Origin of the sequence: Stutzerimonas kunmingensis, from assembly GCF_014764705.1 — a bacterium.
In the GTDB taxonomy this organism is placed as follows: Bacteria; Pseudomonadota; Gammaproteobacteria; order Pseudomonadales; family Pseudomonadaceae; genus Stutzerimonas.
In genome coordinates this window covers 38,784-51,824 of the sequence record NZ_JACXXG010000018.1, presented here as the reverse complement: position 1 = coordinate 51,824, position 13,041 = coordinate 38,784, and the positions used below count along the sequence as shown (strand labels likewise).

At 63.0% G+C, this 13,041-nt stretch carries 14 protein-coding genes; 11 read left to right on the top strand and 3 right to left on the bottom strand.

All coding sequences use genetic code 11. The features are described 5' to 3' along the window. Positions 1–29: 29 nt before the first annotated feature. On the bottom strand, positions 30–725 hold the full coding sequence (gene ung / locus IEG05_RS14415; protein ID WP_046620900.1) for a uracil-DNA glycosylase: 696 nt from the start codon (positions 723–725) through the stop codon (positions 30–32). Between the two features lie 251 nt (positions 726–976). Between ung and IEG05_RS14410 the strand changes: the two genes are divergently transcribed. The 3 genes from IEG05_RS14410 to IEG05_RS14400 all read left to right on the top strand — a co-directional run bounded on the left by IEG05_RS14410 (position 977) and on the right by IEG05_RS14400 (position 4,361). Next, the gene (locus IEG05_RS14410) at positions 977–2,221 is read left to right on the top strand and encodes an ABC transporter substrate-binding protein (protein WP_046620902.1); all 1,245 of its coding nucleotides are present in this window, start codon (positions 977–979) and stop codon (positions 2,219–2,221) included. A 156-nt stretch (positions 2,222–2,377) separates the two neighbouring features. Beyond that, positions 2,378–3,196, top strand: coding sequence for an enoyl-CoA hydratase (locus IEG05_RS14405; protein ID WP_046620905.1), 819 nt, complete (start codon positions 2,378–2,380; stop codon positions 3,194–3,196). Positions 3,197–3,254: 58 nt separating this feature from the next. Next, entirely contained in the window at positions 3,255–4,361 is a 1,107-nt protein-coding gene (locus IEG05_RS14400) for an enoyl-CoA hydratase/isomerase family protein (RefSeq protein WP_191122302.1), read from the top strand. Positions 4,362–4,372: 11 nt separating this feature from the next. On the opposite strand, the gene IEG05_RS14395 is transcribed toward IEG05_RS14400, so the two are convergent. Further along, positions 4,373–4,780, bottom strand: coding sequence for a hypothetical protein (locus IEG05_RS14395; protein WP_041014729.1), 408 nt, complete (start codon positions 4,778–4,780; stop codon positions 4,373–4,375). A 223-nt stretch (positions 4,781–5,003) separates the two neighbouring features. On the opposite strand from IEG05_RS14395, the gene rsxA reads away from it, so the two are divergent. From rsxA to IEG05_RS14355, 8 genes are all read left to right on the top strand, one after another. Continuing rightward, a complete protein-coding gene (gene rsxA, locus IEG05_RS14390) occupies positions 5,004–5,588 on the top strand; it encodes an electron transport complex subunit RsxA (protein ID WP_003282096.1) in 585 nt (194 codons plus the stop codon). Continuing rightward, complete coding sequence (rsxB, locus tag IEG05_RS14385) at positions 5,585–6,160, top strand: electron transport complex subunit RsxB (RefSeq protein WP_046620910.1); 576 nt, start codon at positions 5,585–5,587, stop codon at positions 6,158–6,160. Before rsxA ends, rsxB begins: the two co-directional genes overlap by 4 nt. Continuing rightward, positions 6,157–9,024, top strand: coding sequence for an electron transport complex subunit RsxC (gene rsxC / locus IEG05_RS14380; protein ID WP_191122295.1), 2,868 nt, complete (start codon positions 6,157–6,159; stop codon positions 9,022–9,024). The genes rsxB and rsxC overlap by 4 nt, the downstream gene beginning before the upstream one ends. A gap of 120 nt (positions 9,025–9,144) precedes the next feature. After that, positions 9,145–10,173: an RnfABCDGE type electron transport complex subunit D gene (locus IEG05_RS14375; protein ID WP_042926734.1), complete on the top strand. Its 1,029-nt coding sequence runs from the start codon at positions 9,145–9,147 to the stop codon at positions 10,171–10,173. A gap of 1 nt (position 10,174) precedes the next feature. Continuing rightward, a complete protein-coding gene (gene rsxG, locus IEG05_RS14370) occupies positions 10,175–10,948 on the top strand; it encodes an electron transport complex subunit RsxG (RefSeq protein WP_046620913.1) in 774 nt (257 codons plus the stop codon). Then, positions 10,945–11,658 (top strand): electron transport complex subunit E, encoded by a 714-nt coding sequence (locus tag IEG05_RS14365; protein WP_014819503.1) that lies wholly within the window; start codon positions 10,945–10,947, stop codon positions 11,656–11,658. The genes rsxG and IEG05_RS14365 overlap by 4 nt, the downstream gene beginning before the upstream one ends. Positions 11,659–11,668: 10 nt before the next feature. Then, complete coding sequence (nth, locus tag IEG05_RS14360) at positions 11,669–12,307, top strand: endonuclease III (protein WP_046620914.1); 639 nt, start codon at positions 11,669–11,671, stop codon at positions 12,305–12,307. Positions 12,308–12,415: 108 nt separating this feature from the next. Beyond that, positions 12,416–12,595 carry a PA3496 family putative envelope integrity protein gene (locus IEG05_RS14355; protein WP_003282969.1) on the top strand — a complete coding sequence of 60 codons (180 nt, stop codon included), beginning with the start codon at positions 12,416–12,418 and terminating at the stop codon, positions 12,593–12,595. 43 nt (positions 12,596–12,638) lie between these two features. On the opposite strand, the gene gloA is transcribed toward IEG05_RS14355, so the two are convergent. After that, positions 12,639–13,031, bottom strand: a complete 393-nt coding sequence (gene gloA, locus IEG05_RS14350) for a lactoylglutathione lyase (protein ID WP_003282968.1) — start codon at positions 13,029–13,031, stop codon at positions 12,639–12,641. Positions 13,032–13,041: the final 10 nt, after the last annotated feature.

Genomic DNA, 13,041 nt, shown 5'->3' with positions numbered 1-13,041 from the left:
ACCTAGCCCGATACCGCCTGGGTGTCGGGCTAAACCTCAGCCGGAAGCTGCCAGTCGATCACCTGCATCCCCTGCTGCCTGAGAAACTGGTTGGCGCGACTGAAGTGACCGTTACCGATGAATCCGCGGTGCGCCGAGAGAGGCGAAGGATGCACCGACTTCAGCATCAGATGCCGCGTGGCATCTATCAGTTTCGATTTGGATTGCGCATGGGCGCCCCAAAGCATGAATACCAGGTGCGGACGCCGCTCGCTGACCACCTCAATGATTCGATCGGTGAATAGCTGCCACCCCGCTTTGGCATGCGAACCGGCGACACCCTGTTCCACGGTGAGCGAAGTATTGAGCAATAGCACGCCCTGTTCTGCCCAGTGCTGAAGATAGCCATGCCGAGGGATATCATGATTCAAGTCGCGCTTGAGTTCCTTGAAGATGTTCTGCAGTGACGGCGGTGGTGCCACGCCCGGCTGTACCGAAAAGCAAAGCCCATGGGCCTGACCGGCACCGTGGTAGGGGTCCTGCCCAAGGATCACTACCTTGACCTGATCGAGCGGCGTGGAATTGAGCGCGTTGAAGATCATCGGCCCCGGCGGAAATATCACCTTGCCCGCAGCCTTCTCTCGCCGAAGGAAAGCGCCAAGCTCAAGCATGTATGGCTTGTCGAACTCCTCGCGCAGCGCTTCTTTCCAGCCAGCCTCCAGCCTGATGCGATCGTCTTGAGTCATGAGCTGTTTCCGGATGGCGTAGCCGCCGAACCCTAAAAAACGCCATCATGGTTGTCAACCGCAAACCGGCGAAATCACGGCGTCACCGCAAGATCCACCCTCCCTCCTTTAGTCATAATCGCACCTGGCTCACGTACTGACGCCGGCGCCGCCTTCGAGCAGCACATAAAGAGTGACGCACGCACCGGCGGCAGGGTAAAAAAGCTAACTGCCAATAAACCAATAACAAAAGCTATAACAAGGAACATGCTATGAACCGGATCACCCTTCTGGCGCTAGGGCTGGGGTTCTGTCTTACGGCTCAGGCTGCTGACCCCATCACGCTCGGCCTCAATTACCCCCGTACCGGCAGCTACAAGGAAGAAGGCCTTGCACAAATGCGCGGAGCCTTGTTGGCAATCGACGAGATCAACGAGGCGGGCGGTGTTCTGGGCCGCCCGCTACGCCTGATCAGCCGCAATACCGCATCCCGCCCCGAAAAGGCCGTTGCCAACGTCGACAAGATGGCGGATGAAGGCGTCGCCATGCTGTTCGGCGGCGTATCCAGCGCGGTGGCCATTGCCGCGAGCAAGCGCGCCAAGGAGCGGGGGCTGCTCTACTTCGGCACCCTGACCTACTCCAACGACACAACTGGCAAGGATGGCCACCGTTACATGTTCCGCGAGTGCAATAACGCATGGATGAGCGCGCGGGTGCTGGGGCAGTATCTGAACGACAAAATGCCCGGCAAGACCTACTTCTACATCACCTCCGACTATACCTGGGGCCACACCAGCGAGAGCTCGCTGCGCCAGGCGACCGGCACCGGCGACCAGAACAAGCACCAGGGGGTCAAGACGGCCTTCCCCGGCGCGCGCCTGTCCGACTACCGCGCGGCACTGGAAAAGGCGGCCAACAGCGGTGCCGAGGTCCTGGTACTGGTCCTGTTTGGCGAAGACATGGTGCGAGCCATGCGTATCGCCGACGAACTCGACTTGAACAAGAAGATGCAGATTGCGGTTCCCAACCTGACGCAGTCCATGGTCGAACTCGCCGGCCCGGACATCATGCGCGGCGTGCTCGGCACCGAGCCCTGGACCTGGCGCGTACCCGAACTCGAAGGTTCCGAACGCGGCAAGGCATTCGTGCGCGACTTCGGTGAGCGTTACCAGACGCACCCATCAAGCTCCGCGGCCTCGGCCTACAGCATCGTCTATCAGTGGGCAGATGCCGCCACTCGCGCCAAGAGCATCGGCAGTGAGCAAGTCATCGCGGCCCTGGAAAACCACAGCTACAGCCTGCTCAAGGATCAGCAGCAGTGGCGCGAGTTCGACCACCAGAACGTGCAGACCGTCTACGCCATTCAGGTAAAGCCACGCGAAGAAGTGCTCAAGGATCGCTTCAAGCAGGACTATTTCGAGATCGTCCACCGTTTATCCGGCGAGCAGGCTGCGCCGTCGCTGGCCGAATGGCAGGAAGAGCGTCGCGCGGGCGGGCAGCCGGCTAGGCTACAGTGACAGAACGATGGAGCAACTGGGACAGTAGCCGGGCGCTCCATCGGGTCGTCTGACCGACCGGAACGCTGCAACCTCGCTGCATTGAAGGACTCTCAAGAGGAGCGACGTTACCGGTCGCTCGTCAGCGGAGCCCTGAAACGCACGAGGATTTCGACCATGAGCACTGCAGTAGAGCCCTACCAAGCCGGTGTCTTCGACCTGACCCACAAGCTGACCGTGGAAAAGCATGGTCACACCGCCCTCATCACGATCAACCATCCGCCTGCCAACGCCTGGGACCGCGAGTCACTCATCGGGCTCAAGCAGATCATCGACCATCTGAACCACGATGACGAAATCTACGCACTGGTGATCTGCGGTCAGGGCGAGAAGTTCTTCAGCGCGGGGGCGGACCTGAAACTCTTCGCTGATGGCGATCGCAACCGAGCCCGGGAAATGGCCCGCCGCTTTGGCGAAGCCTTTGAGGCGCTGCGCGATTTCCGCGGTGTCTCCATCGCTGCAATCAACGGATTCGCCCTTGGCGGGGGCCTGGAATGCGCACTGGCCTGCGACCTGCGCATCGCCGAGCAGCAGGCGCAAATGGGCTTGCCGGAGGCATCGGTGGGCCTGCTGCCCTGTGCGGGCGGCACCCAGGCACTGGCCTGGCTGGTGGGCGAAGGCTGGGCCAAACGCATGATCCTCTGTGGCGAGCGCATCACGGCAGAAACTGCGCTGCGCATCGGACTGGTGGAGCAGGTGGTCGAGCCCGGCCAGTCGCGTGGCCACGCATTGATGCTCGCATCCCGGGTCGCGCGGCAAAGCCCTGTTGCGGTGCGTGCCATCAAGCCGTTGATCGACGCGGCCCGTAAACGGGTGCCCAATACGCTTGCCGCCGCCGAGCGCGAGGCCTTCGTCGAGCTGTTCGAGGCCGACGACACCCTGGAGGGTGTCAATGCGTTCCTCGAGAAGCGCGACCCTCGCTGGCGCAACCGATGACCGCCGTACCAAACGCAGCCGTACAGGATCTGCCCACCAATCCGGCGCCGAGGATTACATGCACGTCACCTTCGAAGAACGCCCCGCCCTGCATGGCAGGCGAATAGCCATTGTCACCCTGGACGCCGCGCAGCAACTCAACGCCCTGAGCCTGCCGATGATCGACGCACTGCTTGACCAGCTTGGCCGCTGGGCCAACGAGCCGGCAGTCGCCTGCGTGCTGTTACGCGGGAACGGTGCCAAGGCGTTCTGCGCCGGTGGCGACGTACGCCGCCTTGCAGAGGCCTGCCGAGGCGACCCCGGAACGGTGCCGGCCTTGGCCGAGCGTTTCTTTGCCGACGAGTACCGCCTCGTCCACCTGCTGCACCATTACCCGAAGCCGCTGATCTGCTGGGGCCATGGCTACGTGATGGGCGGCGGTATGGGGCTCCTGCAGAGCGCGACGATCCGCATCGTTACGCCGGATAGTTGGCTGGCGATGCCGGAAGTCGCCATTGGCCTGCATACGGATGTCGGCGCGAGCTGGTTCCTTCCTCGCCTGGCTGGCAAGCTGGGTCTGTTTCTGGGCCTCACCGGCACGCGGGTGAATGCCCGCGATGCACTGGACATCGGCCTTGCCGACCGCTGCCTGATGGACGAGCAACAGCCCGAACTCATCGAGGGACTGGTCCAGATCAACTGGCAGGACCAGGCGCACAGCCAGCTGCACAGTCTGTTGCGGGCCTTGTCCAGGCACGCCACTGCACAGCTGCCCGCACCCAGGTTGCTGCCACGACGAGAACGGATCGATGAACTGCTGGACGTGGCTGAGCTCGCGCATGCATGGCAGGCCTTGGCCGCGTTGCAGGATGATTCTGACGAGGTAATCGCGCAGGCCGCTCGCGGCCTGCGCGACGGATGCCCACTGAGCGCCCATCTCGCCTGGCGACAGCAGGAGAAAGGCCGGAAGCTGTCGCTGGGCCAGGCATTGCAGATGGAGTACGCGCTAAGCCTGAATTGCTGTCGCCACCCAGAGTTCGCCGAAGGCGTCCGTGCCCGCCTGATCGACAAGGACAATAGGCCAGGCTGGCATTGGCCGGACGCCCTCCACGTTCCGCCAGCGGTGGTCGAGGCGCACTTCGAGCCGACCTGGGAAGGGGATCATCCACTGACCGGCCTGGCCTGAATGCCCTCTCATCACCGATAGTAGTGCTGACGGCCGCCCCTATCGTAATGCGGCCGTAGCCGATGATCGCGCCCATCCCTGATCAGCGGCGGACGCTGCTGGCGATGTTCCTGACGCCAGTAGCCACGTCGCTCGAAGCCTCGATGGCGGTCGTAGTATTGCGGCGGAAGCTGACTCTGATAACGCGGCGGCAGGTTGCGCGGGTACTGCGGATAGTGGGAATAAGGGCTTCGCGGGTCGTATTGATGCGGACGGTTGTGCTGACGATAGTCCCGGTCATAGTGTCGCGGCCCCGGGTTGTAGTAGCGCGGACTCTCCGCCTGGAAGACCCAGACGCCGTCTCGCCGCTCCGCATGGGCCTGCAGGCTCATGCCCAGGCCGACACAGAGCAGAATAAGCAGTGAAGAACGAATGCTCATGGAAACCACCTCCGATGGCGTCACAGGCTTCGATTCATCAGACCACAACCGTGAGACAGCTGCAGAAACAGCGGACAACCGGCAGCTCTGACACGACGTCATGCGTCGCGCGAGGACCGCGACGGGCCGCCGCACCTTGTATGGCTGCCGCTGCTTCCCGATAATAGCGGCCCTTTAGCACCCACGGCTCTCGCAGAGCGGACGGAACGGGAATAGACCCTAGATGACCGAACTCGCCCTGATCATGGTTAGCGCCATCCTGGTCAACAATTTCGTGCTGGTGCAGTTCCTCGGTCTGTGCCCGTTCATGGGCGTCTCGAAGAAGATCGAGACCGCCATCGGCCTGTCGCTGGCCACCACCTTCGTGCTGACGCTTGCCGCCATGTGCAGCTACCTCGTCCAGCAGTATGTGCTCAAGCCGCTGGACCTCGAGTTTCTACGCACCATCAGTTTCATTCTGGTGATCGCGGTGACCGTTCAGTTCACCGAGATGGTGGTGAACAAGACCAGTCCGCTGCTGTACCGCGTACTCGGCATCTTTCTGCCACTGATCACCACCAATTGCATCGTGCTCGGCGTGGCGCTGCTCAATGCAAACAAGGCCGAATTCACCTTTCTCACCGCCACCGTTAACGGCTTCGCCGCGGGGCTGGGCTTTTCCCTGGTGCTCGTACTGTTCGCCGCCATGCGCGAGCGCATCGCCATTGCCGACGTGCCGAAGTCGTTCCAGGGCGCGGCGATCGGCATGGTCACCGCCGGCCTGATGTCGCTGGCATTCATGGGCTTCACCGGGCTGATCAAGCTATGAGCGCAGTCGTCATCGCGATCCTCGCCCTGTTCGCCCTGTGCCTGCTCGGCGGCGCCATCCTCGGTTTCGCCGCTGTGCGTTTTCGTGTCGAAGGCGATCCGATCGCCGAGCAGATCAATTCCCTGCTACCCCAGACCCAATGTGGCCAGTGCGGCTATCCGGGCTGCAAACCCTACGCCGAAGCCATTGCCGGCGGCGACAAGATCAACAAGTGCCCACCGGGCGGCGAAGCGACCATCCAGGCGCTGGCTGACCTGCTCGACGTCGAGGCGGAGCCGCTGGACGCCGAAGGTGGCGAAAAGCCGCAGATGGTCGCCTACATCCGCGAAGCCGAGTGCATCGGCTGCACCAAGTGCATTCAGGCCTGCCCGGTGGACGCCATCGTCGGCGCCGCGCGGCAGATGCACACCGTGATCATTTCCGAGTGCACCGGCTGCGATCTGTGCGTCGAACCCTGCCCGGTGGACTGCATCGACATGATCGAAGTCGGAAGCAACCTGCAGAGCTGGAAATGGAACCGGCCGCTGGCGCCCGGCCAGCTGATCGCAACGGATCGGGAGCAGGCCGCATGACCGTACTGAAGATCTGGGACATCCACGGCGGCATCCATCCGCCGGAGCAAAAGGACCTGTCCAACCGCACGCCGATCCAGCCGGCGCCGTTGCCCAGGCGGCTGGTCCTGCCGCTGGCGCAGCATCTCGGTGCACCAGCCGAACCCTGCGTCACCCTTGGCGAACAGGTCCTCAAAGGCCAGCAGATCGCCGTCGCCAGCGGGTTCGTCAGCGCGCCGCTGCATGCGCCCACCTCCGGGGTGGTCAGCTTCATCGGTCCGCAGCCCTACCCCCATGTATCAGGCATGCTCGCCAACGCAATCGTCATAGACAGCGATGGCGAGGACAAATGGATCGAGCTGCAGCCGCGGCCGGATTACCGTCAACTCGAGCGCCCCGCCCTGCTCGAACTGATTCGCCAGGCGGGCATCAGCGGCCTCGGCGGCGCCGGCTTTCCCACCGCAGTGAAGCTCAGCCCCCCGCCGACCCAGACGATCCGCACGCTGATCATCAATGGCACCGAGTGCGAGCCCTACATCACCGCCGACGACCTGCTGATGCGTGAAAAGGCGGCCGAGCTGATCGCGGGAATCGAGATCCTCGCGCACCTGATCCAACCTCAGGAAATACTGATCGGCATCGAGGACAACAAGCCCGAAGCGATCGCCGCGGTGCGCGCTGCCATCGGTGAGCGCCCCTTCACCTTGAAGGTCTTCCCGACCAAGTATCCGTCCGGCGGTGAAAAGCAGCTGATCCAGATTCTCACCGGCGAAGAGGTGCCCAGTGGTGGCCTGCCGGCGGATATCGGCATGCTCTGCCAGAACGTCGGAACCTGCGTCGCCATCCACGACGCCGTGCTCCTCGGCAAACCTCTGATCTCGCGCATCACCACCCTGACCGGCGAGGCGCTGGCAAAGCCGATGAACGTCGAGGTGCTGATCGGCACCCCGGTGGATGAACTGCTGGCCTTTGCCGGACTGGAACCGAACAGGCTCAATCGGCTGATCATGGGCGGTCCGATGATGGGCTTCAGCCTGCCGTCCCTCGAAGTGCCGGTGGTCAAGACCACCAACTGCCTGCTGGCGAGCACGCTCGAAGAACTGCCGCCACCGCCGCCCGCACTGCCCTGCATCCGCTGCGGAGATTGCGCCGAGGCCTGCCCGGTCAGCCTGCTGCCGCAGCAGCTGCACTTCTTTGCCCTCGGCCAGGAGCATGAGCAGCTCAAGGCCCATAACCTGTTCGACTGCATCGAGTGCGGCGCCTGCGCCTACGTCTGCCCCTCCAACATCCCCCTGGTGCAGTATTACCGCGCTGCCAAGGGTGAGATCCGCGAGCTGGAGCAGAAGCAGCAGAAGGCCGAGCACTCCAAACAGCGCTTCGAGCTTCGCCAGGAACGTCTACGGCGCGCCGAAGAACAGAAGGAAGCCGAACGCAAGGCCCGTGCCGGACGTGCGGCACGCGCCAAGGCGGCGCAAAGCGAGAGCGGCCCGACCGCGACCACAGCCGAGACGGCGGCCCCGGCACAGAAGACCAGCCTTTCCGAAACGCAGAAGAAACTTAAGATCGAGGCCAGCATGGCCCAGGTCGCCCTGAAGAAAGCCGAGAAGCAGCTGGCCACCCATGCCACTGCCGAGCTGGAAGCCCAGGTTGCCGATCTGCGCAACGCCGCCGAGGCCGCGCAGCGTGCGTTGGATGCCGCCATGCAGGCGGACTCCGCTCCGCCCGCCACTGCGCCAGGGCCAGACGATGCCGTTGCGAAAAAAGCCAAGATCGAAGCCGCCATGCTCAAGGCACAGATTCGCAAGCTGGAGAAGATCGAAGCACCGGATGACGATCAGCAAGCCGAACTCGCCCGCCTGCGCCAGCAACTGCACGAAGCAGAGCAGGCCCTTAGTACCGCGCAGGGCGCAGCACCCGCTCCCGCCGCCAAGTCGGCCGATGACGAAGCACTGAAGAAGGCGAAGATCGAAGCCGCCATGCTCAAGGCGCAGATTCGCAAGCTGGAGAAGATCGAAGCACCGGACGACGATCAGCAGACCGAGCTCGCCCGTCTACGTCAGCAGCTGAACGGCGCCGAACAGGCGCTGACCGCCGCGCAGAGTGCAGCGCCCGCTCCCGCCGCCAAGCCGTCCGATGACGAAGCACTGAAAAAAGCCAAGATCGAAGCTGCCATGCTCAAGGCGCAGATCCGCAAGCTGGAGAAGGTCGAAGCACCGGACGACGACCAACAAGCCGAACTCGCCCGCCTGCGCCAGCAGCTGCACGACGCCGAACAGGCGCTGACCGCCGCGCAGAGTGCAGCGCCCGCTCCCGCCGCCAAGCCGGCCGATGACGAAGCACTGAAAAAAGCCAAGATCGAAGCTGCCATGCTCAAGGCGCAGATCCGCAAGCTGGAGAAGATCGAAACACCGGACGACGACCAACAAGCCGAACTCGCCCGCCTGCGCCAGCAGCTGCATGAAGCAGAGCAGGACCTCAGTGCCGCGCAGAATTCGGCGCCAACACCGGATGCGAAGCCAGCTGCTGACGATGCACTGAAGAAAGCCAAGATCGAACTGGCGATGAAGCGCGCCGAACTCAAGAAAGCCGAGAAAGCCGGCGTCGAAGAACCGGAGCTCAGCCGTCTGCGTGATGCGCTGAGCGCAGCGGAGCAAGCGCTGCACGCTGCCGAGGATGCTTCGCAAAAACCCGCGCCCGAGCTGGTGCGGACCAGCAAGCCGGGAGTCGATGATCGCCAGCGGGAGCTCAAGACCGAGCTCGCCTTTGCCCGAGCCGATCTGCGCAAGCTTGAGCGCGACGAGAACGCAGAGTCCGCTGCAATAGACGCTGCCCGCGCACGGTTGAGCGAGGCGGAACGCCAGATGGCGGAATATCAGGACTCATGAACCCACGGCTCGAGACAACAGCAACCTTCGTCGCCTGGGTGAAACACCAACACATAGAACGGACACAAGGCGTAGGCTCCCCGGCCTGCACCCAGTCAACGCGCTAGAACCGGAGAGCCAATGGCCCTGCCCCGCATCACTTCGCCCCATGCCAAGGGCCCCAGCCGTACCCAGCGCGTCATGCTGCTGGTGCTCGCGGCTACTCTGCCCGGCGTGATCGTGCTGACCTGGCTTTACGGCGCCGGTACGTTGATCAACATGGCCTGGGCCTGCGCGGCCGCTCTTGGTTTCGAAGCAGCGATTCTGAAGCTGCGCCAGCGTCCGGTAGGCTTCTTTCTCCGCGATGGCAGCGTGCTGGTTACCGCTGTGTTGCTGGCCCTCGCGCTGCCGCCCTACTCACCCTGGTGGCTGACACTGATTGCCACTGGTTGCGCGGTGGTCTTCGGCAAACAGCTGTATGGCGGTCTTGGCCAGAACCCCTTCAACCCGGCGATGATCGGCTACGTGGTGGTGCTGATTTCCTTCCCGGTCGAAATGACAACCTGGCCTGTGCCGCACAGCGTCGGGCTAGGTGCCGGCCTGCAGCACATCCTCGGCATCGCCTCGCTGCCCGATGGCTGGACCCAGGCCACGGCCCTCGACGTACTGAAGGTGAACAAAAGCCTGACCATCGACGAGCTGTGGAGCAATCCGGCGTTCGGCCACTTTGGCGGCATCGGTTCGGAGGTGGTGAACCTGGCTTTCCTGGCCGGCGGCCTGTTCCTACTGCACAAAAGGCTGTTCAGCTGGCATGCGCCAGTGGGCATGCTCGCCGCGCTGGTGGTGATGAGCCTGGTGTTCTGGAATGGCTCGGGCTCTGATAGCAACGGCTCGCCGCTGTTCCATCTGCTCAGCGGCGCCACCATGCTAGGCGCGTTCTTCATCGTCACCGATCCGGTCAGCAGCGCCACCAGCCCGCTCGGGCGTCTCATCTTCGGTGTTGGCGTCGGCATTCTGGTCTACGTCATCCGCGCCTGGGGCGGCTATCCGGATGGCGTGGCCTTCGGCGTGCTGCTGATGAACCTGGCGGCACCCACTATCGATTACTACACCCGCCCGCGCACCTACGGCCACCGCAAGGCCGAGCGCGGCTTCAAGCTGGGCGAATGACATGATGCTTCCGGAAATCAGCCGTTCCATGCTGAAGAACGCCGCGGTGCTGGGCCTGTTCGCAATTGTCACCGTAGGCGCGGTGACGCTGCTTCAGCAGGGAACCGCCGAACGCATTCAGGCCGCCGAACGCGCCGCACAGGTTCGCGCACTGGGTGAAATTTTGCCCGCAGGCAGTTATGACAATCACCTGCTCGACGACAGCGTGCCGATCCAGGACCGCTTGCTCGGCAACAAGAGCCCTCTGCCCGCTTATGTCGCAATCAAGGATGGCCGGCCAAGCGCCGTGATCCTCCAGGCCATCGCGCCGGATGGCTACAGCGGCGCGATTCACCTGCTGGTGGGCATCCACGCCGACGGCCGGGTCGCCGGTGTCCGCGTCATCGGCCATCGTGAAACGCCAGGACTGGGCGACAAGATCGAACTGGCGAAAAGTCGTTGGATTCGCAGCTTCGAAGGCAAGTCGCTGAGCAGCCCCGAGGCCGACGGCTGGGCGGTGAAGAAGGATCGCGGCGAGTTCGACCAGTTCGCCGGCGCCACCATCACCCCCCGCGCCGTGGTCGGCGCCGTGCACCGCGCCTTGCAGTACTTCGATGCGCACAAGGCCGAGCTGCTGGCAACCGGCGGCGAGACGACCGGGGCCGTCGGCGACGCCTTGGAAAGCCGCATCGAGCCCGCCGGAGCCACCGTCCACTCACGCGCCGGAAGTGCCGCCACCCGCGACGAGCTGCAAACCAACGAGCCTGAAGCCGAGCCGCAAGGGGATCAGCCATGAGCGCACCCAGCTATCGCGAACTGACCGTCAACGGACTGTGGAAGAACAACCCGGCGCTGGTCCAGCTGCTCGGGCTCTGCCCGCTGCTCGGCGTCAGCAACTCGGCGGTCAACGCACTCGGACTCGGCCTGGCGACGATGCTGGTGCTGACCTGTTCGAACATCGGCGTATCGCTGGTGCGCGGCGTGGTCAACACCGCGGTGCGTCTGCCGGCATTCGTGATGATCATCGCCGCGCTGACCACCTGCATTGAGCTACTGATGCAGGCCTTCACCTACGAGCTGTACCAGATCCTCGGCATCTTCATCCCGCTGATCACCACCAACTGCGTCATCCTTGGACGCGCCGACGGGTTCGCCGCCAAACACAATCCACTGATCGCAGGCTTCGACGGTCTGGTCATGGGCATCGGCTTCTGTCTGGTTCTGGTGGTGCTCGGCGGCCTGCGCGAACTGTTCGGCACCGGTGCGCTGTTCGCCAACATGCACCTGCTGTTCGGCCCGATCGCCGCTGACTGGCAGATCACTCTGTTCAGCGACTACAAGGGCTTCCTGTTGGCGATTCTGCCGCCTGGCGCCTTCATCGTGCTCGGCCTGCTGATTGCGCTGAAGAACCGGATCGACCAGCAGCTTGCCGAACGTGCCCGCGCCACCCAGCCCGCTGCGCCGGCCACCAGCCGCCGCGTACGCGTAACCGGTGTGATCGAGTGAGCCCGTTCCGATGAATGCCGAAAAACGTCGGGAGATCTTCCGGCGCTTGCATGAAGACAACCCCGAGCCGAAGACCGAGCTGGCCTACAGCACGCCCTTCGAGCTGCTGATCGCCGTGATCCTCTCGGCCCAGGCCACCGATGTCGGCGTGAACAAGGCCACTGCCAGGCTCTACCCCGTGGCCAACACCCCGGAGGCGATTTACGCCCTCGGCTACGACGGCCTGTGCGAGTACATCCGCACCATCGGGTTGTATCCGAGCAAGGCGAAGAACGTCATCGAGACCTGTCGCATCCTGATCGAGAAGCATGGCGGCCAGGTGCCGGACAATCGCGAGGATCTGGAAGCCCTCCCCGGGGTGGGCCGCAAGACCGCCAACGTGGTACTGAACACGGCATTCCGCCAATTCACCATGGCGGTGGACACGCACATCTTCCGGGTCAGCAACCGCACCGGCATCGCCCCAGGCAACAACGTTCTGGAGGTCGAACGCAAGCTGATTCGTTTCGTACCGAAGGATTATCTGCTCGATGCACACCACTGGCTGATCCTGCACGGCCGCTATGTCTGCAAGGCGCGCAAACCATTATGCGGCAGCTGTCGGATCGAGGATCTCTGCGAATACAGGCACAAGACTTCGGACGATTGAGTGCGCTAGCGAAAAGCTTGCATCGCGATTGAAAAAAACTTTTTTACCGGCTCCCGATTTGCGGCTATAAGGTGCGCCAAGAGCGCCCCGTAGCCTTGGAGTGAACAAGTGGCCGAGAAAGAAGACATTCAGATCGAAGACGATTTCATCGCCGAAGATGACGATGAGAGCAGCGAAGCTCCCGTCGAGGTCGCCAAGACCAATCTGACCAAGCGCCGAATCATCGACAACCTGCTGGAGGAACGCCGCCTGCAGAAACAGTTGAACGACTTCGACTTCGATCTATAAAAAAAAGAAAAAGCCCCGAAAGGGGCTTTTTCATATCTACCGATCAGTCAGCGCGCTTCGGCGACAAGAGTTCGATCTTGTAGCCATCCGGGTCTTCAACGAAGGCCAGAATGCTCGAACCGTGCATCATCGGCCCCGGCTCCCGGGTGATCTTGCCGCCACGGGCACGGATGTCCTCGCAGGCCTTGTAGACATCTTCCACTTCCAGGGCGATGTGGCCGTAGCCATTACCCAGCTCGTAGGTCTCGACACCCCAGTTGTGGGTCAGCTCGATGACGCTGTTGTGCGCCTCGTCGCCGTAACCGACGAAGGCGAGCGTGAATTTGCCGTCCGGATAGTCTTTGCGGCGCAGCAGGGTCATGCCCAGCACTTCGGTATAGAAGGCGATGGACTTTTCCATATCGCCGACACGCAGCATGGTATGCAGCAGTCTCATGATTCAGGTC

Bases quoted from the DNA above. Each gene is read 5' to 3' on its own strand.
- ung (WP_046620900.1), bottom strand. From the start codon at position 725: ATGACTCAAGACGATCGCATCAGGCTGGAGGCTGGCTGGAAAGAAGCG.
- IEG05_RS14410 (WP_046620902.1), top strand. From the start codon at position 977: ATGAACCGGATCACCCTTCTGGCGCTAGGGCTGGGGTTCTGTCTTACG.
- IEG05_RS14405 (WP_046620905.1), top strand. From the start codon at position 2,378: ATGAGCACTGCAGTAGAGCCCTACCAAGCCGGTGTCTTCGACCTGACC.
- IEG05_RS14400 (WP_191122302.1), top strand. From the start codon at position 3,255: ATGCACGTCACCTTCGAAGAACGCCCCGCCCTGCATGGCAGGCGAATA.
- IEG05_RS14395 (WP_041014729.1), bottom strand. From the start codon at position 4,780: ATGAGCATTCGTTCTTCACTGCTTATTCTGCTCTGTGTCGGCCTGGGC.
- rsxA (WP_003282096.1), top strand. From the start codon at position 5,004: ATGACCGAACTCGCCCTGATCATGGTTAGCGCCATCCTGGTCAACAAT.
- rsxB (WP_046620910.1), top strand. From the start codon at position 5,585: ATGAGCGCAGTCGTCATCGCGATCCTCGCCCTGTTCGCCCTGTGCCTG.
- rsxC (WP_191122295.1), top strand. From the start codon at position 6,157: ATGACCGTACTGAAGATCTGGGACATCCACGGCGGCATCCATCCGCCG.
- IEG05_RS14375 (WP_042926734.1), top strand. From the start codon at position 9,145: ATGGCCCTGCCCCGCATCACTTCGCCCCATGCCAAGGGCCCCAGCCGT.
- rsxG (WP_046620913.1), top strand. From the start codon at position 10,175: ATGATGCTTCCGGAAATCAGCCGTTCCATGCTGAAGAACGCCGCGGTG.
- IEG05_RS14365 (WP_014819503.1), top strand. From the start codon at position 10,945: ATGAGCGCACCCAGCTATCGCGAACTGACCGTCAACGGACTGTGGAAG.
- nth (WP_046620914.1), top strand. From the start codon at position 11,669: ATGAATGCCGAAAAACGTCGGGAGATCTTCCGGCGCTTGCATGAAGAC.
- gloA (WP_003282968.1), bottom strand. From the start codon at position 13,031: ATGAGACTGCTGCATACCATGCTGCGTGTCGGCGATATGGAAAAGTCC.